Source organism: Bacillus sp. JJ1566 (assembly GCF_036962685.1).
In the GTDB taxonomy this organism is placed as follows: Bacteria; Bacillota; Bacilli; order Bacillales; family Bacillaceae_L; genus Ferdinandcohnia.
On record NZ_JBALOP010000025.1, the window covers coordinates 151,756 to 177,344 of the forward strand.

Here is a 25,589-nt window from a genome sequence, read left to right on the forward strand (position 1 = left end):
TTATGGGCGAAGAACAACATATTATATGGCATCAATCAACAGTAACTAAAATTGCTCGACAACAACAAAATCAACACAAAAGCTGTGTGATTTGGTTTACCGGGCTTTCAGGTTCAGGTAAATCATCCTTAGCAAATGCTCTTGACCAGGTGCTTTTTTCAAACAAGGTGCAAAGTTATGTTCTTGACGGGGATAATATTCGCCACGGATTAAATGCAGGTCTTGGTTTTAGTAAAGAAGATCGAAAAGAAAATATTCGCCGAATTGGTGAGGTGTCTAAGCTATTTGTAGAAAGTGGGCAAATCGTCTCGACAGCGTTTATATCGCCATTTCGAGAAGATCGTAAACAGGTCAGAGATTTATTTCCTGACGGGGAATTTATTGAAGTTTATGTAAAATGTCCAATTTCTGTTTGTGAAAATCGTGACCCAAAGGGCTTATACAAAAAAGCAAGAAACGGGGAGATATCCGAATTTACAGGAATAAGTTCCCCTTATGAAGAACCGAATCATCCGGAACTGGTGATTGAAACAGACCAATTAACTATCCCACAATCAGTTGATACGATTATTGATTATTTAAAACAAAGAGCTATTCTTTAAAGTAAGAAAGTGGAGTTTCGCTTTCTTACTTTATTTTTTTCTCCAACCGAGCTGGTGTGTTGCGATAAAAGACGGAGCTCTAAGGTGATAGATAAAATCGATAATATTCGTTGATACGGTTTGACAGAGAATCGCATAAAAGACGATTCGAATATCAATAACAGATGCCGTTACTAAGAAAATGAAAAAGTTCAACCACAGCATGACTTTGCCTGGGGACCAGTCATTGTATCTTGCAATCATTAGCGTCGGGATGACCATCCCGCCACTTGATGAACCACTTCGGATTAAAAGTCCGACGCCGACTCCAAAAATCATTGCACCACATAATAGGTCAAGCCAGAAAAAAGGTGTAAGAAAGGAGCCAAGTGTTGATACATAACTCACCGTAACAGATGTAATCGTAACAGCAATCATCGTCTTTACCGTCCAGGAAAATCCAAAATATTTTAACGCAACTATCAAAAAGGAGAAATTTACTATCCAAAGGGACATGCCTAGTGGCAGTTCAACCCAGTGATTCATCAAGATTGCCAGACCTGCGGCACCACCGGAAGGAATGTTATGAGGAAATAAAAATAAGGACATACCAAGCCCCTGTAAAAATGCGCCAGCAACGATACAAAAATAGGTAACTACAACTTTAGGCATTGATAAACTGACCTTTCGAAAAAAGGATAATAGGACCTCATCATGTGTAACCTCCCGAAACTCACTCTCCTTGTCCATTTTATGTTGACAGGCTATTCAATATGTTCGAAAATTGTTCACAGCTATATTGTTGTATATTCTTCACATTTTCTTTAAAATGAAATATTGAATGATAAATTGAATGAGAATTGACGAAATGTAGGTGAAAACGTGAAAAAAATAAAATTTTTAGTTGTGATTGCACTTATTCTTGTTTTAGCTGCGTGTGGTAGTGGGATTCCCAATGCGTTAAATTATGAGGTTTCCGATTTCTCGTATGTGGATCAGAATGGCGAAGATTTTAGCCTGAAGGATTTAGAAGGGAAGGTTTGGATTGCGGATTTGATTTTTACAAATTGTGAAACAGTTTGTCCGCCAATGTCAGCTCATATGGCGAAGCTTCAAGGTATGGCAAAAGAAGAGGGACTAGATGTTGAGTTTGTTTCCTTCTCAGTTGACCCTGAAGTGGACACACCTGAAGTGTTGAAGGAATATGCAGAAGGATATAGTGATGATTTAACGAACTGGCATCTGTTAACAGGTTATACCATAGATGAGATGACCGTATTTGCAAAAGACAGCTTTAAAACAATAGTTGCTAAACCTGAAGGGGAAGACCAAGTTATACATGGAATCAAATTTTACTTAGTTGACCAAAATGGTAACGTATTGAAGGATTACGATGGGGTTTCAAATACGCCGTATGAAGAAATTTTAGCTGATATTAAAACAATCCTATAGGTTATAAAAAGGACTCCGGGGTGGAGTCCTTTTTGTCTTCTTAATCCTCCGCCGACTCTACACCATCTACTACAATTGTTTCAAGCTCTTTCCAAAACAGTTCGTGACTTGTGAATGTGAGACATTCGTTTGAGATTTGTTCTGGGAATTCATGTTTGCCATCTGGTTGCTTTTCGCGTTCTTTTTCCATAAGATGACCTCGTTTCGTCAAGTTTTTACTGTATAGTTTTAAAAAAGTTTCTCCTTCTTATCCTTCCTTACTTTCCCAAAATAATTTTTAGTCGAATTAGAGAAAATGAAAATGTAAATGAATGTTAAAGGGGACTTAGTGATGCTTGCAAGAATGAAGCTGTGCTTGATTACCATTTGGACGGTTCTTGATCCGATTTATTATGCGTTCACTAGGCTTACATATGTAGAGGATAAGGAGATTTTGCGGGTGAAAGTGACAAAGTACAAAGGTCGTTCATGCGTTCTTGCAGATGGAACTGAAATTAAGAAAAACGATTTATTAATTAAAATCCATCTGCATAATGTGATTTTGCTAAGGGAGCTGCTTAAGATAAAAAATGAAACATCAAAGGCAAGGCTCATTTATAAGCAAGTCAAGCAAGCATTGCCAGGTGTTGCTGACTATCTCCATAATCATCCGAAGAAAAATGACATTAAAGGGGTCATTGGCATTACTGCGTTAAACAAGGGTAGTAGAAGATTAGGATTTGAATCGATTACGATAACAAATAAAATCTATCTTTGGTTTAAATTAATTGTATTTCTCCCAATGTATTGTATGGCTGTATCGAATATTTCAACACAAAGTCTTCGCAGACATCCAATGTATTTATTTATGTCAAAACATACACTTTTTGAATTGTATCGATAGGTATCCATTCATTACCACTAACTTTTCGAATTCTATTATTTATAATGGAAGGAGAAAAGGTGGTGTTTTTTTATGAAAATTTTTATCGTCTTTATTGCGATTATGATTGTTTTTTATTTTCTTAGAAAAGCGAATAAGAACACATACAAAGTAAATGTAACAAAAATCAATGTCACACCGACTCAAGAGTTTGTAAATCCAATGCAATTGAATGTTCTCCACCTATCGGACTTGCATCTTGAAAATCTATCAATTACTCCGGAAAGCTTATATAATAAGGTCAAAGATGAAAAGATTGATTTAATTGCAATTACAGGTGATTTTTTAGATCGTAAACGTAGTATTCCGAAACTTGCTCCGTATCTTGATGTTTTTAAAAGACTAGCCCCTACACATGGAACTTACGCTGTATTTGGTAATCATGACTATATCTTACGAAAGAAGAATTTTGAAAAATTACAGCTACTTTTAGAGGAATATGGGGTTAAAACATTTCAAAACGAAAATGACTCAATCATGATTCATGGAAATCGTTTGAATATAATTGGGATTGATGATTTTAGTACGAAACGAAGTAATCTACAAGAATCTTATGCGTCGTTAAAGTCTGGCTATAATCTAGTGTTAACTCATGATCCGAATCTTGTTCTGCATATGAAGGATTATCACTTTGATTACCTGTTATCCGGTCATTTTCATGGTGGACAAATTTGCTATCCAAAACCGTATCACTTGGTGAAAATGGGGAAACTTGTTAGAATGGGTATGACAAAAGGTTTTCATACTCATGATGGAAAACCGTTTTATATTAATGAGGGATTAGGGCAGACAGGGGTTAATATTCGTGTTCGAAGCAACCCCGAGATTACCATTCATACACTAACACTTGGAGCTGAAAGTGCTAGACAAGCCATTTAAATTAGAGACGTCCAAATTGACGTCTTTTTCTTCATTTTTTGTAATTTGGTAAAATTTTTAAGACGATTAAAAATATTACTATGCATTCATGATTTTTTATAGAAACCGGAATCGTTAAAGGTTTTTTTACGTATGCTATAATACTAAACTTGTAGACAAAAGTCACAAAGAGAAATTGAGGTGACCAGGATGTACAATCCAATTTTAGCCATTATTATTACTAGCTTATTGATGAGTGGTTGTTCTGGGGGGATGCCGGCAACAACAGGCATAGCTACCAGTAATCATGATACAGGCCTATCTCCAAAGCGTGAAATCCCGGACGATTTTATCGCGAGAGATCTTCATATTGCTTCAATTGGTGATTCTCTTACAAAGGGTGTCGGCGATGAAACAAAGCAAGGGGGTTATACATCCTTGCTAGAGGAAAAGCTGCTTAATGAAAAAGATGTAAAGTCAGTTAATCTTCAGAATTTCGGTGTGAGAGGGCATAAAACATCAGACCTTCTAAACCGTTTGGAAAATGAAAAAGTACAAAAGGGGATTGCAGACGCAGACATCATTATCATAACAATCGGTGGTAATGATATAATGAAAATTGTGAAAGAAAACCTTTTTGACTTATCATTAAATGTGTTTCAAAAAGAACAAGAAAAATATGAGGATAGCCTTCAAAAAGTGCTTGAAACTATCAGAAATAATAATCGTGATGCTGAAATTGTACTCGTAGGGATATATAATCCGTTTGGCTGGTTTATTGATCTTTCTACGGAAATTAATACAATTGTTGATAATTGGAACGAAGGAAGTCAAAGCATCCTTTCGAAATTTGACCATACGAAATTTGTAGTGGTAGATGATGTATTTAGCCAGTCGAGTGATAATCTTTTATCAGAAGATGAGTTTCATCCAAACTCAAAAGGGTATGAATTAATGAGTGAGAGGATTTTTGAAGCAATCATTTTGGAGTGAATTCCTTCGTAGAGGGGGTCTTTGATGAAAATAAAAAATAAATGGAAGGTATTCTTTCTTTCACTATTTGCGATTAATCTCGTTTGTGTGCTCGTTTTTTTCGGGCTGCTTTTTGTACCGAATAAGGAAGTGACCCCAAAGGAAAAGGTTATTTCGAAGGATCATGTGAATCTATCTGTTGAAACGAACAAGGAGGACCTAACGAGGGTCATTAATAACTTTTTAAAAAAAGAGGCAAAGGATAATCCGTTAAAGTATAAGGTGCTGCTGACGGAGCGGGTAATGCTGCTCGGGACAATTACCGTATTTGGAAAAGAGATTGATATGGTGATGACCTTTAAGCCTGAGGTGCTTGAGAACGGTGATTTACTTTTACAGCAGGAAGCATTTACTGTTGGTCAAGTAAGCCTACCGGTTACGTTTGTGTTACGCTATATTAATGACTACTACAATCTCCCTGAGTGGGTTCAAATTGATGCGAATAATCAAAATATCTATGTCTATTTATCTGAGATGAAAATGAAAAGTGACACGAAGGTGGAAGTCGATACCTTTGATTTAAGTAAGGACGAGTTAAGATTCAAATTACAGGTTCCAATAGACTAATGAGCAAATCAATAATTGGTTTGCTTTTTTTTGCAGCAATAAAGGAATGGAACACTTTTTGTTGAAATAGTAAGAATTGAAATTTAGAATGAGAGGGTATTTTTAAATGAAAGGGTATTCAGAAAAATGGCTGTGTTCTGTGACCGAAGAATTAGGATATGAAATTACCGGAAACGTAGACAGGGTTAAAGACTCTGATTTTTGTCTAGTTGTACGAATTCCTACTAATCGCGGAAATTTATTTTATAAGGAAAATGGCCCAGCCACTAGGCATGAAGCTATATTAAATAAGCATTTAGATCGAACATCACAAGGTAAAACGGCTCGTATAGTAGCCTTAAATGAAACAGATGGATGGTTTCTGATGGAGGATTTGAAGGGGAAGTCACTGCGCGATGTAAAGGATAAACAACTCTGGCAGCGAGCGATACAAGAATATGCAGAGTTACAAATTTCACAAATGAAAGATGTGAAAAGCTTTCTCGAAATAGGTGTTCCAGATCGTAGAATGCCGATTCTCAGACAAGAAATTGCCCAGCACTTAAAGGATATGTGTAGAACAGGTTTAACAGAGGAAGAAACGAAAGAGGTCATGTCCCTTAAACCTGAACTTCTATCAATGTGTGATCAAATGGATTCGGCTATATCAGCTTCAATTGAACATGGGGATCTCCACACGAACAATATTAGAATTGTTCATGACAACATCGTGTTTTTTGATTGGGGTGATGCATCGGTTTCACATCCATTTTTTAGCACCCGTATATTCTGGCATGCTCTTGACGATTTACTCATGGATGAATCTGAGTGGCTCGGAACAGTGGACGAATTTCGCCCTTTCTACTTAGAGCCTTGGACAAAATTTGCTACGATGAAGGAATTGGACAATGCGTTGCGAATATCAGATCAATTAGCTTGTGTCCAACGTGCACTCAGTTGGTATTTATATTTGACACCTTACCGTGAGAACAAGACTGAATCCTTTAGTAGGCCTGCACAATGGCTACGACTATTAGTAGAGCATCGTGCGTTGGTTGGGAAGTGATAAATGAATTGTAAGTATATTTATAGAAAATTTCCTAGTATGTTTAATTATATTCTGAAAGGCTAACATGCTTTATGGATTGGAAAATGGTATTTTCACGCTAAGAGATTCTTTGATTCATTAGTATTTTTTAAACGAGTTATGCTAGTATAATAATATACATATGTTATTGGGGGTAATAATATGGTTCTTCCACATTTTGAGGAGAATTTACAAAAATACGCAAAGCTTTTGGTAGCAAATGGACTTAATGTGCAAAAAGGTGATTGGGTGAAAATGACGATTACAGTCGATCAAGCTCCACTCGCTCGACTTGTAACAAAAGAGGCTTATGCATTAGGAGCTGAAAAGGTCATTATAAAATGGTCCGATGACGAAATTACAAAAGAGCATTATCTACACCAGACTGAAGAGGTATTGACAGATATACCTGAGTACGAAATTCAGGAATCAGATGATCATGTTCTAAATCATAAGGTTTGTCGTTTATCGATTGTTTCCAGTGATCCAGGCTTTTTAAGTGGAGTTGATCCTGCTAAAATTTCAGCCTTCCAAAATAAAGCAGCAAAAGCCTTTAAGGTGCAACGTGTGGCTACACAAAACAATGATTTAAAATGGACGGTTGCAGGTGCAGCTGGAGCGGGTTGGGCTGCAAAAGTATTCCCGGATTTAGCAACATCTGAGGAACAAGTAGATGCACTTTGGGATCAAATTTTTAAAACATGCCGAGTGTATGAAGACGATCCTGTCGCAGCGTGGGACGAACATACAAAAGTCTTGAATGAAAAAGCTGCTAAATTAAATGAAATCCAGTTTGACGCACTTCATTATCGTGCGCCGGGAACAGATTTGAAGCTTGGTTTACCGAAAAATCATATTTGGGAAAGTGCAAGAAGCTATAATCCAAAAGAGGAAGAATTTATTGCAAATATGCCTACTGAAGAAGTGTACACAGCCCCGGACACACGCCGCATGGATGGAGTGGTTCGCAGCACCAAGCCCTTAAGCTATGCTGGCACATTAATTGAGGGCATCAAGGTTCATTTTAAAGACGGAAAAATTGTTGACATCTCTGCAGAGACTGGAGATGAAATCATGAAGAAATTAGTATTTGATAATGAAGGTGGAACAGGTCTTGGTGAGATAGCGTTAGTGCCAGACCCATCGCCGATTTCACAATCAGGTATCACATTCTTCAATACATTATTCGATGAAAACGCGTCAAATCACCTTGCAATTGGTGCAGCATATCCGACAAACCTTCAAGGTGGAACTAAAATGAATGAAGATGAATTAAAAGAACATGGCATGAATGTTTCAACAGTTCATGTTGATTTTATGATTGGTTCAAGTGAAATGGACATTGACGGGATTAAAGAAGATGGTACCGTTGTGCCGGTTTTCCGAAAAGGTGATTGGGCGCTATAAGAATAACGGAGTCCAAGGAAAAGATAATAAGCTTTTTCTTGGGCTCTTTTTGTGAATTTTTGGATAAGAAAAATCATGTAGTTACAAACGGGGATTTTTCGAGTACAATATTACGGTATTGAAATGAAAAAAGGAGTTGAATTTTTATGAGTAGTCATTTGTGTAACGACCCTGATCCCGCGTCGAAAAAAGGGGAAGTCATTAATGAACCAATGATAGTTAGTTGGAAAATAAATAAAAATTCAACTTTAACTGGCGGAGATTTTTGACTTCCTCGTTGAAAAGAGGAGGTTATTTCATGTTAAATATTTATCTATCTAATGAGCAAGGGGAGTTACAGGAAACAACAACGATTAAAAACGGTTGCTGGATTAACCTGATTGCTCCAACTGAAAAAGAAATCAACGAAATCACAGCGTCTTTAGAAATACCGATTGAATTCATTAAGGACCCGTTGGACGAAGAAGAGCGGTCTCGGATTGAAAAAGACGGTGAACATATATTAATCATTGTAAATATTCCTTCGGTGTCAATGGATGAAAATGAGATACCGATTTATGACACAATCCCACTGGGAATCATAATTGCGAAAAATTGTTTTGTAACGGTTTGTTTAAAAGACAATCCAATTTTTCATCATTTTTCCGAGGGGAAAATCAAAAACTTTTTTACGTTCAAACGAACACGGTTTGCATTTCAAATCCTATATACGATGGCTACCTTATATCTCAGATACTTAAAACAAATCAGTAAGAAAACTGATTTAATTGAAAAAGAATTGCATCAATCGATGAAAAACAAGGAGCTTTTTTCACTTTTAAACTTTGAAAAAAGTTTAGTTTATTTTACGACCTCCTTAAAATCGAACAATATTGTCATGCAGAAAATGTTGAAAAGTAACTATTTGAAAATGTATGAAGATGATCAGGAATTGCTTGAGGATGTTATTATTGAAAATCAACAGGCGATTGAAATGGCGGAAACTCATACCTCTATTTTGAGTGGCATGATGGATGCCTTCGCATCCGTGATTTCCAACAACGTGAATATAGTGATGAAATTTTTAACCTCGATTACGATTATTCTAAGTTTACCAACGATGGTGGCGAGCTTTTACGGAATGAATGTATCGATTCCATTCCAAGAATATCAATATTCATTTTTAATTGCGATTACAATTTCGTTTATTTTATCAAGCATTACTGCTTATATTTTCTGGAAGAAACGATTCTTTTAGAGTTTTTGGCGTTGGTCCAGTTAGTTGGATCGACGCTTTTTCATTTCCTCATCTACTAAAGTATCCAATCTGGCAATCATATTCTTCGCTTTGTCCTCATCAATTTGGCGATAATGATGTAGACCGCCTTTTTCCTCATCCATCTCATCAGCAAGCTTTGTGATGGCTTGAAGGGGTGTACGCTTAATAAAGCCTTCCTCGATGTAAGAGTCTGTGTGAAATAAAATCGCATAGGCAATTTCCTTTGCATACTTCGGATTTTCACCTAATCGAATCAATAATTTATGAGCACGTTCCGCACCTTTTATAGCATGAATGTCATTTTCTTTGTACATACTGTAGTCCCATTTGCCGTTTTTGTACCAGGTGTAATGCCCCATATCATGAAGTAATGCAGCTTTGGTTGCAAGATTGACTGAAACATTACGCTCCTTGGCCATTTTAAACGCATGGTATGCACAAGCGATTGCGTGAGCCTTCCCTGAACGAGACAGGTACTTTTGCGCAATCCGATGATTAAAGATGTCTGTTAAGGTAACATATCTCATTTGTTAGGCCTCCAGTAAATGATAAATTTTTAGAATCTTAACATGGATGCAAGATATTATCAAGATATAATAATCCGATTTTAATGGAAATGGGTGGAAGTACGGGTAGGGCATGATAAAATGGTTGTATTATTATATGTGTGGTGATTGGACTTGTTTTTAAGAAGTGTGAAGTTAATGGCAGAAAAAATACATAATATACGTGAATATCCTTTTTCAATCCCAGGTATTAGGGGGCTGGATCAACTTGATTTTCACGATCCCGTGACGTTTTTTGTGGGTGAAAATGGGTCTGGAAAGTCCACATTGCTTGAGGCAATTGCGCACCAATGTGGGTTTAATAGTGGAGGAGGCGGTCGGAATAATTTCTACAATTTTGAAGATGCTGCTCCAGCTTTAAGTGGGCACCTTCGGCTTTCTTGGATGCCAAAAATCAATCAGGGCTTCTTTTTACGGGCAGAAAGCTTTTTTCAGTTTGCATCGCATTTGGATCAATTAGCAGAGGATGACCCTACTTTTCAATATAAAGGGTATGGGGGTAAGTCGCTGCATGAGCAGTCCCATGGTGAGTCGTTTTTATCTTTATTTTTAAATCGTTTTGGTGATCAAAGCATCTATCTTTTAGACGAGCCTGAGGCGGCTTTATCTCCGGCACGGCAGCTTGCATTCTTAAGGGTGATTCACGACCTGGCAAAAGGCGGAAATGCGCAATTTATTATTGCAACTCATTCCCCGATATTATTAGGGTATCCAGGCGCTCAAATATACAATTTTGATGCTTCACCCATTGAGGAGATTTCGTACGAGGACACTGACCATTATCAGATCACAATGGGCTTTTTAAATCGACGGGAACGGTATTTGGAGGAGTTGTTTCGGGAGGATGAAGAATAGAAGGAGGGGATTTGTCCTTTAAAAAAGACTACCAAATTGGTAGTCTAGAACAAACTTATAACGGCTCCCCCAATGGCCCCTGTCACAACTACAATCCAAGGAGGTAGCTTCCAATATACCAGCATGCTGAACAAAACGGCAGCAAATGCAAAATCAATTGGTGTAAACACTGTGCTCGTCCATATCGGGTGATAGAAGGCTGAAATTAAAATTCCAACTACTGCAGCGTTTACCCCCATTAAAGCTCCTTTAATTTTAGGATTGCGTCGAAGAGAATCCCAAAATGGCAATGTTCCCAAAACGAGTAAAAATGCTGGTAGGAAAATAGCTGTTGTTGCGAGTAGGCCACCTTGCCATCCATTCATCACTGCCCCAAGATAGGCAGCAAATGTGAAAAGTGGACCCGGAACTGCTTGCGCTGCACCATACCCAGCTAAAAATGCTTCCTCGCTTAGCCATCCTGTCGGAACAAATTCACGCTCCAATAACGGTAAAACAACATGCCCACCACCAAAAACAAGTGATCCTGAACGATAAAAACTATCGAACATGGCAATCCATTCCAAGGAAGTAACTTCCCTTAAAATTGGCAATCCAATGAGTAAACCGAAAAACAATGACAAACAAATAGCAGCAAATCTACGAGAAATAGGGAATTGTAGATTTGTAGTTTCGCTGTCTACTTGATTTTTAAATAAAATAAACCCTAAAATTGCAGCAATAAGGATAACCCCTACCTGTGTATAGGCTGTTTGCCATAATAGTGTTCCAACTAAGGCAAAAAGTGCGAGAGATTTTCTCGTTAAATCTGGGGTAAGCTTTTGTGCCATTCCAAGTATGGCATGTGCGACAACGGCGACAGCGACTAATTTTAAACCATGAATCCAGCCCGCGGTTCCGATATCCAATCCTTCGAGGATCAATGCGAAGACAATTAACGCAATCACGGAAGGGAGGGTAAACCCAAGAAATGATACAATTCCACCTAGAACACCAGCTCGCATTACACCAATGCCGATTCCTACCTGGCTACTTGCAGGTCCAGGTAAAAATTGACACAAGGCCACTAAGTCCGCATATGTCTGTTCATCCATCCATTTTCTTCTTCTGATGTATTCTTCATGAAAATAGCCTAAATGGGCAACTGGTCCTCCGAAGGATGTCAGTCCTAGTCTAGTTGACACAAGAAGTATTTCTAGTAAATTTTTCATACTATTCTCCTTTTTAAATTCTAACGGCATTATAGCATTTGTAAGCAAGATTCTAAAGATTAACCTATATAAAATTACAAAAACTTAATAATATGAAACCTTTTTGCTAGCACATTCGTAAAACTAACTAATGAAAGGATGTGGTGGGAATGAGTAAATATTCAATCGCGGAATTTATTAAAAATACGGAGCAGGAAGACAAAGGCGAAGGGCTATTTGAATTGGAGACTCCTAGAATGCTTGAGGTAAATCTAAACGGGATGATTTGGGCTAAAGCAGGGTCAATGGTTGCGTATAATGGAAGAATTAAGTATGAACGTGAGGGTATCCTTGAGCATGGACTTGGGAGCATGTTTAAGAAAGCGTTGACAGGTGAAGGGGCTTCCTTAATGAAAGCAAACGGTCAGGGGAAACTGTACTTGGCTGATAGCGGGAAAAAAATCATTATTCTTCAGTTGCAAAATGAGGCAATTTACGTAAATGGAAATGATCTTTTGGCCTTCGAACCATCCTTAAAGCACGATATTAAGCTGATGAAACGAATTGCTGGAATGATGGCTGGCGGCTTGTTTAATGTTCGGTGTGAAGGTAGTGGAATGCTTGCAATTACAACTCATTACGAACCACTCACATTGCGGGTATCACCAGGAAGACCTGTAGTAACGGACCCGAATGCAACAGTTGCATGGTCAGGAAATCTTCAACCTGAGTTCCAAACAGACATTTCATTTAAAACTTTCGTCGGACGAGGTAGTGGCGAGTCAATCCAAATGAGGTTTGAAGGAGATGGCTTTGTTATCGTCCAACCGTACGAAGAAGTGTATATGCAGCAGTCCAATAGCTAATGGTATGGAAAAGAGCGGAGATAAATGGAGAAATGAAGGAAGTAAGAGAAAACTATGATAAAAAACCGTGATTCATTAAATTTTTGAATTAAACGTACTAGAAGATTTAAATAAAAAGGGATCATCCTCAACATAAGATGATCCTCGTTTTTTTTACACTCCCACAAAGCATCAACTAGCTTGATTTATAAAAGGGATAAATCAAAAACCTTTTCCAAGGGGAAAAGGTCAAGATTGTTACTCATCCTTTTTACCAATGGTGTTGTTAATGCCGTGGATCGTATTTCTGATAAGATCTTCGGAGATCATCGTTGTTCCAGTAACAAGAATCCCTTGTACCACTGATTGTATTTCGGCTCCATAATAGAGTAAACATGAAATTACTGCGAAGCTTAATTGAATCCATCGATGTGTCCATTCCGGAATAAAAGGTGTTTCTTTTAGGATGAGCCCAATGAAATAGAGAACAGGAATTAAGATAAACGCATCTTGACGAATATATAATTTTAGGTTGAGATCCATTTTTTCACCTACAAGATTTCAATTTCTTATAGGATAAAATATTCGAGAAAGTTGGGATTGGTCAATCGGATATTTATTTTTCTCAAAAAGAGGGAGAATTTACATAAACAAAAACACTAGACCGTAGCCTAGCGTTTCAAGGTGTATTATTTGTTTTTTGCAAATACTTCTCGGTTCACCACGCGTTTACGTTGGTCACTATTTAGGTAGGCTGTAGCGAGGGCAACTAATAGTAATCCACCTGTTACAGAGAACAGGATTTGCGTAGGGAACAATCCTCCTAGTAAACCTCCTATAAGTGGGCCAATCATTCCTCCAATTTGATTGGCTGTTTGGTTCAAACTGAACGCTCTGCCACGGAAATCCTCTGGTGTTGATTTGACGACTAACCCGTTTAAAGCAGGAAAGACTGCACAGAAGAAAATCCCATAAACGAAACGGATAAGAGAAAAGCCCCAGATGTGGGTAAAGACGATTTGAGCTAAGGTTCCGATACCTGCTCCTAAAAGTCCGATGAATAAGATGCGTTGGAAGCCAACCTTATCGGCCCATTTTCCCCATATAGGTGCAAACAGTGCACTCGCAAGACCTGGTAAAGAAATGACAAAGCCAGTAAGTAATGTTGCATAGCTAGAGTGACTTGCGATATCAGCAATGTATAAAGGCAAGATAGGGTCGATTATCATGGTAGAGCAGCTGACCATAAGGGTTAGAATTAATACAAGTAAGAATGGCCTGTTGCTTATCGCGATGCTAAAGTCCTTAAAAACAGATCCCTTTTCCTTGTTCGCTTTGAAGTTTTCTTCTTTTACGAAAAAGATGATTAAAATCGTGGCGAAGAAGACGATGATTCCTGCACTAGCAAATGCCCAGCGATTTCCCCAAAGTTCAGCTAAACCTCCACCTAATAGAGGTCCCAAAATCATCCCGGTCGCTGCCGCCGATGAAATCATCGAAAGCGCATAACCCACTTTTTTCGTCGGTGTATTCGTACCAACAAGGGCAATCGAACCAGGAATAAATCCACTTAGTAAACCTTGCATTAAACGTAGACCTAAAATTTGATAAGGGTTTGTGACGAATGCCATTAACGTGTAAACGACAAAAAGGGCAAATCCTGCCCGTATAATCATTGGTTTACGCCCGTATTTATCGGCAACTCTTCCCCAAAACGGTGTCGCAAATGCACCTGCAAAAAAGGCGGCCCCGTAGATAAGCCCTGACCATAATTCAGTATTTTCGTGTACCCCGATTTCCAATAGAAAGATTGGTAAAAATGGGATAACCATTGAAAAACCTGAAGCCGTAAAAAAGACACCAATCCAAAGAACCCATAAATTACGTTGCCAATTCGGCATATATTTTTCCATCTCCTAAGATAATTCTTCATATACTAATAGTTTAATAATATCATAATTGAGGATTATTTTCATTAACGAAACTTTCGGAAACAGAAATATCCGCAGTTCGAAAAGTAGGAAATTATAAAAACAATCTATTGGGGTTTGGAAAAATATGTTACTCTAAATCATAGTAGGTGCAAGCATAGATCACCCCTTAGATGGAGGCCATTTTGAAAAAGATAATCAGATTCCTTATTGTGGCATTTGTTGTGGTTTGTTTGATTTTGGGCGGGCGGTATTTTTATACAAAGAATTTATATGTGAAACCCCATGATGTTGTTGGTCAGTTAATTGAAGAGGCAAGAAACGACAAAGTAAGTAGTTCATACATACTTGAGGAAAGACAGTGGGATTCGATAAAAGCAGCTTCAGTTTTTGAAATCATAAGAGAGCCCATTAATTGGGAAGAATTTAAGGGTTTCGTAAAACATTGTGATTTTGGGTTGACCTATGACCATGGCGAAGCAACTTATGAATTGATGAAGGAACGATATAAGGACAACCATCGTTATGTTGATGCTGTTTGTTTTGAATATGACCCAGAAAATGGACAGGAACTTGGAGTGAAGGATTCGTATTCACTTCTAGTTGAGAATATTAACCGCTCCTGGGTAGTAGTTGGGGTAGCTAAGAAAGTGGAGGGAGCTAAATGAGATTTGTAAGAATCATTTTACCGTTATTCATGATTCTCGTTTTCACTGGAGCTTGCAAACATGTTCCATCTCGAGCACCTGCAACTATTGGCAATCCGACTCCTGCGGATTTATTAGAGAATGAGAATGCAGATATTTTTCTGCTGGGTGGGATTGTATATTCGAATGCTCAGGGTGTGGACTGGGTACAGGAACTTGAGTATACCATTGGTGAACAGGTCGGTGAGATAAAAAAGAACTCGGAAAAGGCATTTGGTTTTAGCGATGGGACAGCGAATATCCTTCCGGTCGGAACTAGAATTTTTGAATCAGATACACCGGCTTTTATTGCGATCGTTGATGGGAAAGAGATTCCGTATTTGAAAATGATTGAAGGATAAAAAGAAATACTCAGTGGGTCTGAGTATTTTTTAATGTGGAAAATAAATGTGTAAGGTTTCAGTATCATTCCTAAGTTGATAAAAATCACGAAAATCAGGGAGGATTTCTATTGTTTCGTAGTTTGAAAGTGTGATTATTTGTTTTGCCTCATGGTCTTTCATGAAAATCAGGAAATCATCCTCGATTTGTATATGGGTGAAGAAGAACCCGTCCCTAGCGATTAATAGTTCATCCTCATACCAATTCACGACCACTTGTTGGTGCCCGTATTTTACTAGCTTCTTTAATACTTCATTATTTTTTCCAGACACGAAAAACATAGCCACCACATCCACATTGATCAATGAATTTATAAGTCACATCAGATTTGAACTTTTGACTTATGGCTTCCGGAAGATAATGAATAGGGTTGCCAAAATTCGCTGGTGTGACAAGATTTACATAACAGCCAGTTTCCGTTTCTTCTATTGCCTTCAATCCATCCTCAATCACCAACGTCCTATTCAGTTGATAATCCCCATGCTCCAAATCAATCGACCAATCCTTCGTCATACTAATCACCTCATCATTATTATAAATCCCGTGCCAATAATGTAGGATGATATGAATCACAGAGAAACTTTGTTACAGTTTGTTTCAATTTGATTAAGATTTTTCAGTATAATTACAACTGCTCATAATCTTTAAAAAGACATTTACAAATCAAAGACATCGGCATAAAATACCCCCTTGTGATGTTATAATACAATAACAAAAGTTTGGAGGTTTTATGATGGCTACCAAGCGAGAGTATTATTTTGATAACGCGAAGTTTATCCTAATATTCCTTGTTGTCTTTGGACATTTTATCCAGCCTTTCATCGATGATCATAAAATCATCATGACAATTTATCACTTCGTGTATTCCTTTCATATGCCTGCATTTATTTTAGTTTCGGGATTTTTTGCAAAGGGATTTAAGAAGGAAGGCTATATTAAAAAGACGGCGAAAAAGCTGTTGATTCCATATCTCATTTTTCAGCTGCTATATACTATCTATTATTTCTACCTATATAAAGGTGAATCGCTATTATTCGAACCATTTAATCCGCAATGGTCACTTTGGTTCTTAATCAGCTTATTCTGTTGGAATGTGATGCTGTATGCGTATACGAAGTTGCCGATGATGTGGTCGTTGGCACTGGCGGTATTAGTTGGGATTGGGGTTGGCTATATTCCGTTCGTGGAAAATTATTTAAGTTTATCGCGGACATTTGTCTTTTTCCCATTATTTTTATTAGGTTTCTATTGTAAAAAGGAACATTTTACAGCATTAAAACGGCCAGGGGTTCAAGTGGGGTCAGCGATTCTGCTTTTAGCGATTTTTATCGGCTACTATTTCGTGCCAGACTTCAACACTGGTTGGCTGTTAGGGTCAAAATCGTATGAAACGCTGTCACAGGAGAATCTAGGTGGACTTATTAGACTAGCTGTCTATCTGGTTGCGATTGTAATGACAGTTGCATTTTTCTCACTCTTACCGAAAAAACAATATTTCTTCACAAGCTGGGGAACACATACATTGTACGTCTACTTATTACACGGGTTTGTAATTAAATATTTCAGAAACAGCGAATGGCTTGATGTGATTAATGACTCTGGGAATTTAGCAATATTAGTAGTCGCATCCTTGATATTAACATTACTGTTATCAACGAAAACAATTCGAGCAATTACCCAGCCATTAATCGAACTTCGCATCTCGATTATAAAAAGGTTCTTTAGAGTAAAACAGGAAAGTTATTAGGAACCATAGGGACGGTTCTCTTGGTCCAGTAGATACTGGTAAACTAAGAGAGCTGTCCCTTTTTGGATGTTGGAAACGAAATGTGGAACAACAAGAACCGTCCCCGTGGTCCTTTTTTCGTTCAACCTTTAAAATTCTGAGCTCTTTTGACAAAGGATTGTTCTTCTTCGATAAGGCCGCATACTCCACATTGTACTTTGATTTCCGGTCCGCGGTATGGGATATGGAAAGGGTCAAGATTTGCGGTGTATTCTTCAACGACTTCACCACTTTGTGGGTCCATTTTAACCGACTTTGGCACTTGTTCAATAATATTAAATCTCGAACGATTTGTTTTACAATTAGGACATAAATAAGGACTACTCATACTACACCTCCTATTTTTTACTTTTTCCTGTTTTGGAAAATATATGAGCGTATTTTTTTGAACGTACGCTAGAAGTGATATAATGAATTCAAGTAAAAGGTGAAAGGAAGAGGGCACATGGAAAATACACATGAAAAAGTAGAGAAAGCAACATTTGCTGGTGGCTGCTTCTGGTGTATGGTTAAGCCGTTTGATACACAGCCAGGAATAATCGAGGTTGTCTCCGGATATACAGGGGGAACGAAGGAAAACCCTACGTATGAAGAGGTTTGTTCTGATACAACAGGTCATTACGAAGCCGTTCAAATTACATATAACCCAGACATTTTTCCTTATGAAAAATTAGTTGAACTCTTTTGGCAGCAAATTGACCCAACAGATGCAGGCGGACAATTTTATGATCGTGGAGAATCCTACCGTACAGCGATTTTCTATCATACGGAAGAACAGAAAAAAATTTCCGAAGAATCAAAGCAAAAGCTTAACGAAAGCGGGATTTTCACAAAACCTATCGTAACTCCAATACTTCCTGCAAAGGAATTTTACCGTGCTGAAGAGTATCATCAGGACTATTATAAAAAGAAACCTGAACATTATAACCGCTATCGCAAAGGTTCTGGAAGAGATACATTCATTAGAAAGCATTGGGCTGCAAAGGAATTTGAAGATGCGAAGAAAAATCTAACAGACATGCAATATTATGTGACACAGGAACAAGGCACAGAGCCGCCGTTTCAAAATGAGTTTTGGAACAACACAAAGGAAGGTATCTATGTCGATATTGTTTCGGGCAAGCCGTTATTTAGTTCTCTAGATCAATATGATGCTGGCTGTGGCTGGCCGAGCTTTACAAAGGCGATTGATGCGAAGGAAATCGTAGAAGAGCTTGATACATCTCATGGGATGATTCGTACCGAGGTTAGAAGTAATACGGCAGATTCACACTTAGGTCATTTATTTTATGATGGTCCCGGCCCAACTAGAATGCGTTTTTGTATCAACTCCGCAGCACTTCGATTTATATCGAAAGAAGATCTTGAAAAAGAAGGTTACGGGGAATATTTGAAGCTTTTTAGATAAATGGTTTATCTTTACAATATATGAGAGAAAATGACTATTTTCAAAATTGTTGGTTGACTAAGATAATGTACGATGCTATGATGAAATAGACCATTTTGTTGCGTTATATAAGTTTAAAGAAAGAAAGAACGTTAATTTCGGCAATTCTTCTGAAGTTATATGTGAATTTGTTTTAGATTTATGTAAGTGTACAATGGTTAAATTTTTCAATGCACAAATGGTTTGTGTGTTCATTTTAGGAGGCATATTTCATGCAAAATGGTAAAGTAAAATGGTTTAACAGCGAAAAAGGATTCGGATTCATCGAAGTACAAGGTGGAGACGATGTTTTCGTACACTTCTCAGCAATCACAGGCGACGGATTCAAAACTTTAGAAGAAGGTCAAGAAGTTTCTTTCGAAATCGTTGAAGGTAACCGTGGACCTCAAGCATCTAACGTAGTTAAATTATAATTTAACCCATAAATAAGATCGGAAACAGTCCTACATAGGTAGGGCTGTTTTTTTATGAGCTTTTGGTGGTGGTATAAAAGAGAGAGATGGGATTGCAGCCACAGGAATAATTTTGCGGTACATGCTTGGGCGGAAAAGTATTGAACGTGTATCGTAAGATTGCTGTAGTGGTACATGCATCGGTGAAAAAGTATAAAGCATGTACCGCAAGAGTAGTTTCCCGGTACACGCTTGAGTGAAAAAAATGATAGGCATGTACCGCAAGAGTAGTTTCCCGGTACACGCTTAAGTGAAAAAATGATGAGCATGTACCGCAAGAGTAGTTTCCCGGTACACGCTTGAGTGAAAAAATGAAGAGCATGTATCGCGATAGGGGTTTCGCGACACAAAAAAGCGTAGAGTGTGTACCCCAAAGCTAGGTTAGTGCTATTTCCTTCAAGAAAGTTTCTCTTTCACCAACTCAATAAAATTCTTAGCGGTCGTTGATACATAATGATGCTCTAGCCATATGACTCCTAAGGAAGAAATCAGGTTGGCATCTTTAATTGGTGCAGAGTGAAGAATGTTATCCCTGTACACATCCAATACGGATTTCGGAACAATGGTTGCTCCCATTCCACCTTTTACCATCTCCATTAATACATGCATATCCGAGCATTCTGCAATACTCGTAAATTTTAGCTTTTGCTTTGAAAATGCTTCATGAATGATATTATAGCTACCCAAGCCCTCAGTACTAGGAATAATGAGAGGCATTTGCGAAATTTCTTCTAATGAAACCATGTCAGTTTTCTTGTTGCTCACAAAAACGAAGGGCTCGCTAAGAAGGTGCTCATAAATGAAACCTCGATGTTCAAGTGGAAGCCTTACGAATGCCAATTCTATAGCCCTGTTTTTTACCATCTCCGCAAGATAGTAGGAGTCATTTTGAACAATTTTCAAAGTTACGAGCGGATATTTTTTATGAAAGGCTTGAAGCATGTCAGAAAATCCTGAAACAGACAGTGTGTTGATTCCTACAGCAAGAACACCCTTTGTTCCTTCTTCTGTTTCTTGAACTTCATTTTTAATTTCCTCTACACTGTTAACGAGATGTAATGCGCGTTGATAAAGAATATCACCTTTGTCGGTTAACTCCATTCTCTTTCCGTTGCGCTCAAATAATTTAACACCAAGCTCTTCCTCCAGTTGCTTCAGTTGCATGCTTAATGGCGGCTGAGACATGTGAAGGCGAGTAGCAGCAGCCGTAATATTCTTTTCCTCTGCTATTGCGATAAAATAGCGTAATTGCTTAATGTCCATTGTTTTCTCCTTCTATATGAAAAAAGTATGGTTTCTATATAAATTATATATTTTCCATATAGTATAGTCCATGTTATGCTTAGATTCGTTTGCAACGGATAGAAAGGTGATTAATATGGAACGATTTTTTAACTTAAAACAACATGGAACTACAATTGGAAAAGAATTTTCTGCAGGATTCATTTCATATATAACTGTAGTATACATTATTATTGTTAATGCAACGATTCTGGCAGTAGCAGGTATCCCTATGGAGGCGGGAATCATTGCAACCATCTTAACGAGTTTTTTAGGATGTGTAATCATCGGATTATGGAGTAACACTCCGATTCTTCTCATTCCTGGAATGGGGCTTAATGCGATGTTTACTTATACAATTGTGCAATCTGGGGGATTCACATGGCAGGAAGCACTGGCGATGGTATTCGTGTCAGGGCTGATCTTCGTGGTGATTGCTTTTACACCGCTAGCTAAAGTGATCACTTCATCAATCCCGAATTCATTAAAAGAGGCAATTACGATTGGTATCGGAGTTTTACTAATTTTAATCGGCTTTGACAATGCAGGTATTATCACAAGCTCTGAGCACACCTTACTTGCTATCGGAGATTTAAGCAGTCCAACTGTTATCACAACTTTTATTGGGTTGATTATTACGGTATTATTATTTATAAAAAATGTACCCGGTAATCTTTTATTAAGTATTTTGATTACATCCGTATTAGCGATTTGGTTTGGTGGAAGTCATATGGAAGGGTTTAGCTTAATGACTCCCGATTTTCAAGAATACTTTGGTGTGTTCGGCCAATTATCATGGGCAGAAGCGGGTAATATCGTCTTCTGGTTAACTTCTATTTCATTAGCGATGGTTCTCGTTTTTGAAAATATCGGCCTAATTCACGGACATAGCAACATGCTAAACCGTCCAGAAAGCAGTAAAAAATCCTTACAGGCTACTGCTGTTTCAGTTTTATCTTCTGGTATTTTTGGTACGAGTCCAACTGTTGCATCTGTAGAAACGGCAGCAGGCATCACAGCGGGAGGAAGAACGGGACTAACCAGCATCGTAACAGGAGTTATGTTTCTTGTTTCGATTCTTTTTATTCCAGTGATTAAAATGGTTCCGGCAAGCGCGGTTTCACCGATTCTCATCCTAATCGGCGTTCTAATGCTTCAAAATATTGTGAACATTAAAATGGATGATTTTACGGAGAGCTTTCCTGCTCTATTAATTATTGTGTTAATTCCATTAACCTATAGTATTGCGGACGGGATTGCAATCGGGTTTATTTTATACCCTGTGATGAAGCTACTAATGGGGAAAGGGAAGGAGATACATCCTGCACTTTATATGATTGCGATTTTATTTATTAGTAATTTTGTGATTCAATATGTGGTTTAAACAAAGCAGTCCTCTTTGGACTGCTTTTGTTGTTTTGGAGCCAAAATTTAAAACATACCATTTTCATTTGGAGAATTCTCTGGTATGAGTTGTCCAATATCCCATAATTCTATAATTTTGTCATCCTCAAAACGAAAGATGTGTACAACGGCCGCTCCTAGGTCATCTGGATTTTGCCTTATATGGGAGTAGACAGAAACCTTATCACCTTCTTGAATGGCAAGCTTCACCTCAAAAATTTTGTGAGGGTTTTGAACTGCATTTTCTTCCATGGCAAGCATGAGGCTTTCTGCATCACCGGTGAAAAAGGGGTTGTGGTGCGAAAAAATCGGACTTACAAAACTCTCGTATGCCTCGCGAATTTTTCCTGATACAACAAGATTTAAAAAGGATAATGCTTTCTCTTTATGAGTGAGTGGGGAATTTGACTCCTGTTCTGTACTCATTTTTTTACCTCATTTCCAAATATTATCTCTTCTGAAGTGTAAGTTAAAGAAAAATGTGTGTCAATCCATGTCACTGAATAGGATTCTATATTTTCTCCGATAATGAAGAAGGTGTAATTGTGTACTAGGTAGAAATTACATAGTGTAGATAAATTATTGAAAAGTAGGTGGGTATCGTGGGGAGATTAGTTCATTTTGAAGTTCATGTAGATGACATGGAACGTGCAAAAACATTTTATGGTGAGGTATTTGGTTGGAAGTTTGAAGATTGGTCTGACTATGCGGGGATGCCTTATTTTGGGGCAGTAACCGGTGATGAAAACGAACTTGGTATTAATGGTGCTCTGATGCAAAGACAAGGTCCTCCGCCACAGGCAAACCAGCCACTGAATGGCTATGCTTGTACAATGGGAGTAGGAGATTACGATTCTACAGAACATAAAATTATAGCTAACGGCGGTAAGGTCGCAATGCCGAAGTACGCGCTGCCTGGAATGGCGTGGCAGGGCTACTATGTGGACACAGAAGGAAATATATTTGGAATTCATCAGCCAGACGAGAATGCGAAGTAGTTTTTATCATTAAAAGCCTTTCGCCCCTGATTGGGATGGAAGGCTTTCTATCCAATATGTATTAAGATTATCGATGCTGATCAAAAAGAATTTGATTCCCATCTGGATCTTCAAGAACAAAATGTGCGGGTCCTTCGCTTGATTCATCTGCTTCAGTCAGCACTGTAATGCCCTTTTCTTTAAGTTGCTTTTGGATATCTCGAACATCTGTGAAAGAATCGAGATTTTGCGCATTTTGGTCCCATCCAGGGTTAAAAGTAAGAATGTTTTTCTCAAACATCCCTTGAAATAATCCAATCACCGTATTTCCATTTTTCATAATTAGCCAATTTTGAGTTATATCTCCACCTAAGGTCTGAAATCCTAGATTTTCGTAAAAATCCTTTGATTTATGAATATTTTTTACATTTAAACTTACAGAAAATGCACCAAGCTTCATATTTTCTCCTCCTATCCTTTATTTAATTTAACTATAATTGAGTAGCCTACTATATACAACATAGCATGATATAACTTTCTGCTTTTAATAAAGTCTTTAATTTATAATATTGTTAGGTAATACTGATGAAATAATTCGAAATCGTGAAAGGTGATATGAATGGAAAAAGGAAGAACGATAGCTGAAGTTGATCAATATATTTTGAACTTACCAGAGGAAATTCAAAACCATACAGCTGTCTTAAGAAAAATCATTTTAAACGCCTCTCAAAATCTAGTTGAGGAATATAAATGGTCTATGCCTAACTACTCATATAATGGATTAGTATGTTATCTCCAGGCATCTAAAAAACACGTGAATCTAGGATTCCATCGAGGTATTGAACTCCAAGAAATGGACGTAAATAAATTATTACAAGGTTCAGGCAAAGGTATGAGGCATATAAGAATTAATAAAATGGAAGAAATCCAGCCGGAGGTTTTTGAGGAATTAATCAAAGAAGCTATAGCTTTGAATGGGAAATAGACTGATGTGTGAACGGCCTTAGGCCTATAGAATATAGAGCTAAGGCCCCTAAATCATATTTATTATATCCACAGTCTACTAATGACAACCTAGCTTGACTGACGAACAATATGGTCTGCTACTCGTATTGCTAAAGCAGTGTTAGAAAGTGTTGGTCCTGCTGCGGTTAAGCTTGGAAGAGCGCTGTTGTCTGCAACATAAAGACCTCGAACTCCATGTATTTGACCATTACGATTTGTTGCTGAAGTATTAGGATTATTCCCCATTCTACATGTACAAGACTCATGCATATCTGCTCCTGGTGGACGCAGGACTAAACTAGACTCATCTAGGGTGACTCCCATCGCTCTTGCAGCATCTCTTATCCCTTGTTCTACTTTTTGGGCTGTTTGACGATCTTTTTCACTTAAAGAGTATTCAACTTGTTGTAATGGTACACCATACTCATCCCGCCTAGAATCAAGGTATACACGATTTTCTGGTCTGGATTCAACTCTTCCAAAGGCTGCGTAAACAACCATTAACTCGTTCTTCAACGCTTTATCTTCAAATTGCTGGTACGACCAATATTGGTCTGGACCTAGAATCTGAATTTGATAAGGATCTTCTTCTGTTTCGAATTTTAAAATCGATAAATTTCCAAGACGATCAGAAAACTGTTCTCGTCTAACTGTTCCAATTCCGATCATTGATACATGTCCTGTTAAATAACGTCCAATCGCTTGTACCGGAATACTAGAATTCAATAAGATACGTGGAGTTTCTAAAGTACTAGCTGATATTACAATATTTTTTGCACGAACAGTATAGTTTGATTTCGTTTCTGTATCAATTACCTGGACACCAGATACTCTGTTTCCATTTTGGGTAGTATTAACCTTATGAACAAAAGCATTTACAGCAAGATCATAAGGACGGTCTAGTTGCCCCATTGCAAGTGAATTAATCGAGCTATACCAAGGATTTGAATGGACCTCTCCCTGTCTAGAAGGAGACAAATCAATAGCAAGTGGCATATTTTGAGCTTCCAATATACCTGCAGCATGAAGCCTCATTAACATTCGATCCTGCATCGATGAACCTTTTGCCCAATCTGTTGTGACATGTAATAAGGTCTCAGCCATTCGATAGTAAACATCAAGTTCTTTGCGATTAATCGGCCATTTTCTTAATTCTTCTTCAATCGGTCTCGGTGTTGCCGCATTCCAAAACAACGATCTTCCCCCAAGAGCATAGACCATCGTGGCACCGGAAAATTGAGGTAATCGTTGACCAATAGGAGTGGAATTCACAGGTACAAGTACATCACGTGATGTATTTACATTTTGTGTAGGTATATTTTGTGCATGGGAATGAAATAATTTATCTCCCATTTCAAGTATAGCGATCTTTTTTGCGCCTTGATTTTTCCAGATTTGACAAAGTCTTTGTAAAACAGCACCTCCTCCAGGACCGCTTCCAACAATGACCACATCGTATTCTGTCTTAGCAATCTCAGAAATAGGTTTCGTATTAATCCAGTTATTCTTATACCTTATAACCATTGAACCCCTAACTCTCCCATAAATAATTTACCAACTTATCTTATGTAGGGCTGCTTGACCATTATGTTTGAAGGGCTAAATAATATGGATACTTG

Annotated in this window: 32 protein-coding genes; 19 read left to right on the top strand and 13 right to left on the bottom strand. The window is 37.9% G+C overall.

Annotated elements, in window-relative coordinates; genetic code table 11:
• Positions 1-2: 2 nt before the first annotated feature.
• On the top strand, positions 3-602 hold the full coding sequence (gene cysC, locus V7112_RS11405; protein WP_335419284.1) for an adenylyl-sulfate kinase: 600 nt from the start codon (positions 3-5) through the stop codon (positions 600-602).
• Between the two features lie 30 nt (positions 603-632).
• Here the strand turns inward: cysC and V7112_RS11410 are convergent, their stop codons facing one another.
• Positions 633-1,253: a YitT family protein gene (locus V7112_RS11410; RefSeq protein ID WP_335419289.1), complete on the bottom strand. Its 621-nt coding sequence runs from the start codon at positions 1,251-1,253 to the stop codon at positions 633-635.
• Positions 1,254-1,472: 219 nt separating this feature from the next.
• Between V7112_RS11410 and V7112_RS11415 the strand changes: the two genes are divergently transcribed.
• A complete protein-coding gene (locus V7112_RS11415) occupies positions 1,473-2,033 on the top strand; it encodes an SCO family protein (RefSeq protein ID WP_335419515.1) in 561 nt (186 codons plus the stop codon).
• Positions 2,034-2,073: 40 nt separating this feature from the next.
• Here the strand turns inward: V7112_RS11415 and V7112_RS11420 are convergent, their stop codons facing one another.
• Entirely contained in the window at positions 2,074-2,223 is a 150-nt protein-coding gene (locus tag V7112_RS11420) for a hypothetical protein (protein ID WP_335419293.1), read from the bottom strand.
• Positions 2,224-2,364: 141 nt separating this feature from the next.
• On the opposite strand from V7112_RS11420, the gene V7112_RS11425 reads away from it, so the two are divergent.
• The 7 genes from V7112_RS11425 (at position 2,365) to V7112_RS11455 (ending at position 9,122) form a co-directional block, all read left to right on the top strand.
• On the top strand, positions 2,365-2,916 hold the full coding sequence (locus tag V7112_RS11425) for a YkoP family protein (protein ID WP_335419296.1): 552 nt from the start codon (positions 2,365-2,367) through the stop codon (positions 2,914-2,916).
• A 72-nt stretch (positions 2,917-2,988) separates the two neighbouring features.
• Positions 2,989-3,834, top strand: a complete 846-nt coding sequence (locus V7112_RS11430) for a metallophosphoesterase (RefSeq protein WP_335419299.1) — start codon at positions 2,989-2,991, stop codon at positions 3,832-3,834.
• Between the two features lie 189 nt (positions 3,835-4,023).
• The gene (locus tag V7112_RS11435) at positions 4,024-4,806 is read left to right on the top strand and encodes a GDSL-type esterase/lipase family protein (RefSeq protein ID WP_335419302.1); all 783 of its coding nucleotides are present in this window, start codon (positions 4,024-4,026) and stop codon (positions 4,804-4,806) included.
• A gap of 24 nt (positions 4,807-4,830) precedes the next feature.
• A complete protein-coding gene (locus tag V7112_RS11440; RefSeq protein ID WP_335419305.1) occupies positions 4,831-5,412 on the top strand; it encodes a YpmS family protein in 582 nt (193 codons plus the stop codon).
• A gap of 106 nt (positions 5,413-5,518) precedes the next feature.
• Positions 5,519-6,457, top strand: coding sequence for an aminoglycoside phosphotransferase family protein (locus V7112_RS11445; RefSeq protein WP_335419310.1), 939 nt, complete (start codon positions 5,519-5,521; stop codon positions 6,455-6,457).
• A gap of 183 nt (positions 6,458-6,640) precedes the next feature.
• Positions 6,641-7,885: an aminopeptidase gene (locus V7112_RS11450; RefSeq protein ID WP_335419314.1), complete on the top strand. Its 1,245-nt coding sequence runs from the start codon at positions 6,641-6,643 to the stop codon at positions 7,883-7,885.
• A gap of 298 nt (positions 7,886-8,183) precedes the next feature.
• The gene (locus V7112_RS11455; protein ID WP_335419319.1) at positions 8,184-9,122 is read left to right on the top strand and encodes a magnesium transporter CorA family protein; all 939 of its coding nucleotides are present in this window, start codon (positions 8,184-8,186) and stop codon (positions 9,120-9,122) included.
• Positions 9,123-9,142: 20 nt separating this feature from the next.
• Here the strand turns inward: V7112_RS11455 and V7112_RS11460 are convergent, their stop codons facing one another.
• Entirely contained in the window at positions 9,143-9,670 is a 528-nt protein-coding gene (locus tag V7112_RS11460) for an HD domain-containing protein (RefSeq protein ID WP_335419322.1), read from the bottom strand.
• A gap of 153 nt (positions 9,671-9,823) precedes the next feature.
• Here V7112_RS11460 and V7112_RS11465 point away from each other — a divergent pair, with 153 nt between their 5' ends.
• A complete protein-coding gene (locus V7112_RS11465) occupies positions 9,824-10,564 on the top strand; it encodes an AAA family ATPase (protein ID WP_335419324.1) in 741 nt (246 codons plus the stop codon).
• A gap of 44 nt (positions 10,565-10,608) precedes the next feature.
• On the opposite strand, the gene V7112_RS11470 is transcribed toward V7112_RS11465, so the two are convergent.
• Positions 10,609-11,775, bottom strand: coding sequence for a chromate transporter (locus V7112_RS11470; RefSeq protein WP_335419326.1), 1,167 nt, complete (start codon positions 11,773-11,775; stop codon positions 10,609-10,611).
• A gap of 149 nt (positions 11,776-11,924) precedes the next feature.
• Here V7112_RS11470 and V7112_RS11475 point away from each other — a divergent pair, with 149 nt between their 5' ends.
• A complete protein-coding gene (locus V7112_RS11475) occupies positions 11,925-12,620 on the top strand; it encodes an AIM24 family protein (protein WP_335419329.1) in 696 nt (231 codons plus the stop codon).
• A gap of 237 nt (positions 12,621-12,857) precedes the next feature.
• Here the strand turns inward: V7112_RS11475 and V7112_RS11480 are convergent, their stop codons facing one another.
• Positions 12,858-13,142: a phage holin family protein gene (locus V7112_RS11480; protein ID WP_335419331.1), complete on the bottom strand. Its 285-nt coding sequence runs from the start codon at positions 13,140-13,142 to the stop codon at positions 12,858-12,860.
• 146 nt (positions 13,143-13,288) lie between these two features.
• A complete protein-coding gene (locus V7112_RS11485) occupies positions 13,289-14,500 on the bottom strand; it encodes an MFS transporter (protein ID WP_335419332.1) in 1,212 nt (403 codons plus the stop codon).
• A 215-nt stretch (positions 14,501-14,715) separates the two neighbouring features.
• On the opposite strand from V7112_RS11485, the gene V7112_RS11490 reads away from it, so the two are divergent.
• Complete coding sequence (locus V7112_RS11490) at positions 14,716-15,198, top strand: hypothetical protein (RefSeq protein ID WP_335419335.1); 483 nt, start codon at positions 14,716-14,718, stop codon at positions 15,196-15,198.
• Complete coding sequence (locus V7112_RS11495) at positions 15,195-15,578, top strand: hypothetical protein (protein ID WP_335419338.1); 384 nt, start codon at positions 15,195-15,197, stop codon at positions 15,576-15,578. The genes V7112_RS11490 and V7112_RS11495 overlap by 4 nt, the downstream gene beginning before the upstream one ends.
• 30 nt (positions 15,579-15,608) lie before the next feature.
• Here the strand turns inward: V7112_RS11495 and V7112_RS11500 are convergent, their stop codons facing one another.
• Positions 15,609-15,890: a hypothetical protein gene (locus V7112_RS11500; protein WP_335419341.1), complete on the bottom strand. Its 282-nt coding sequence runs from the start codon at positions 15,888-15,890 to the stop codon at positions 15,609-15,611.
• Entirely contained in the window at positions 15,874-16,131 is a 258-nt protein-coding gene (locus tag V7112_RS11505; protein WP_335419344.1) for a CGCGG family putative rSAM-modified RiPP protein, read from the bottom strand. The genes V7112_RS11500 and V7112_RS11505 overlap by 17 nt, the downstream gene beginning before the upstream one ends.
• A gap of 220 nt (positions 16,132-16,351) precedes the next feature.
• On the opposite strand from V7112_RS11505, the gene V7112_RS11510 reads away from it, so the two are divergent.
• Positions 16,352-17,365: an acyltransferase family protein gene (locus V7112_RS11510; protein WP_335419346.1), complete on the top strand. Its 1,014-nt coding sequence runs from the start codon at positions 16,352-16,354 to the stop codon at positions 17,363-17,365.
• 121 nt (positions 17,366-17,486) lie between these two features.
• Here V7112_RS11510 and V7112_RS11515 read toward each other — a convergent pair whose 3' ends face one another.
• Positions 17,487-17,732, bottom strand: a complete 246-nt coding sequence (locus V7112_RS11515; protein ID WP_335419349.1) for a DNA alkylation repair protein — start codon at positions 17,730-17,732, stop codon at positions 17,487-17,489.
• Between the two features lie 117 nt (positions 17,733-17,849).
• Here V7112_RS11515 and msrA point away from each other — a divergent pair, with 117 nt between their 5' ends.
• On the top strand, positions 17,850-18,812 hold the full coding sequence (gene msrA / locus V7112_RS11520; RefSeq protein ID WP_335419352.1) for a peptide-methionine (S)-S-oxide reductase MsrA: 963 nt from the start codon (positions 17,850-17,852) through the stop codon (positions 18,810-18,812).
• Positions 18,813-19,063: 251 nt separating this feature from the next.
• Complete coding sequence (gene cspD, locus V7112_RS11525; RefSeq protein ID WP_229140071.1) at positions 19,064-19,264, top strand: cold-shock protein CspD; 201 nt, start codon at positions 19,064-19,066, stop codon at positions 19,262-19,264.
• 435 nt (positions 19,265-19,699) lie between these two features.
• Here the strand turns inward: cspD and V7112_RS11530 are convergent, their stop codons facing one another.
• Complete coding sequence (locus V7112_RS11530) at positions 19,700-20,566, bottom strand: LysR family transcriptional regulator (protein ID WP_335419357.1); 867 nt, start codon at positions 20,564-20,566, stop codon at positions 19,700-19,702.
• A gap of 115 nt (positions 20,567-20,681) precedes the next feature.
• Here V7112_RS11530 and V7112_RS11535 point away from each other — a divergent pair, with 115 nt between their 5' ends.
• On the top strand, positions 20,682-21,968 hold the full coding sequence (locus V7112_RS11535; RefSeq protein ID WP_335419360.1) for an NCS2 family permease: 1,287 nt from the start codon (positions 20,682-20,684) through the stop codon (positions 21,966-21,968).
• Positions 21,969-22,015: 47 nt separating this feature from the next.
• Here V7112_RS11535 and V7112_RS11540 read toward each other — a convergent pair whose 3' ends face one another.
• Positions 22,016-22,414 (bottom strand): nuclear transport factor 2 family protein, encoded by a 399-nt coding sequence (locus V7112_RS11540; RefSeq protein ID WP_335419362.1) that lies wholly within the window; start codon positions 22,412-22,414, stop codon positions 22,016-22,018.
• A gap of 176 nt (positions 22,415-22,590) precedes the next feature.
• On the opposite strand from V7112_RS11540, the gene V7112_RS11545 reads away from it, so the two are divergent.
• On the top strand, positions 22,591-22,986 hold the full coding sequence (locus V7112_RS11545) for a VOC family protein (RefSeq protein WP_335419366.1): 396 nt from the start codon (positions 22,591-22,593) through the stop codon (positions 22,984-22,986).
• A gap of 67 nt (positions 22,987-23,053) precedes the next feature.
• Here V7112_RS11545 and V7112_RS11550 read toward each other — a convergent pair whose 3' ends face one another.
• Positions 23,054-23,425, bottom strand: coding sequence for a VOC family protein (locus tag V7112_RS11550; RefSeq protein ID WP_335419369.1), 372 nt, complete (start codon positions 23,423-23,425; stop codon positions 23,054-23,056).
• A 159-nt stretch (positions 23,426-23,584) separates the two neighbouring features.
• Between V7112_RS11550 and V7112_RS11555 the strand changes: the two genes are divergently transcribed.
• The gene (locus tag V7112_RS11555; RefSeq protein ID WP_335419373.1) at positions 23,585-23,950 is read left to right on the top strand and encodes a DUF1801 domain-containing protein; all 366 of its coding nucleotides are present in this window, start codon (positions 23,585-23,587) and stop codon (positions 23,948-23,950) included.
• A gap of 89 nt (positions 23,951-24,039) precedes the next feature.
• Here the strand turns inward: V7112_RS11555 and V7112_RS11560 are convergent, their stop codons facing one another.
• A complete protein-coding gene (locus V7112_RS11560) occupies positions 24,040-25,494 on the bottom strand; it encodes a GMC family oxidoreductase (RefSeq protein WP_335419376.1) in 1,455 nt (484 codons plus the stop codon).
• Positions 25,495-25,589 lie beyond the last annotated feature (95 nt).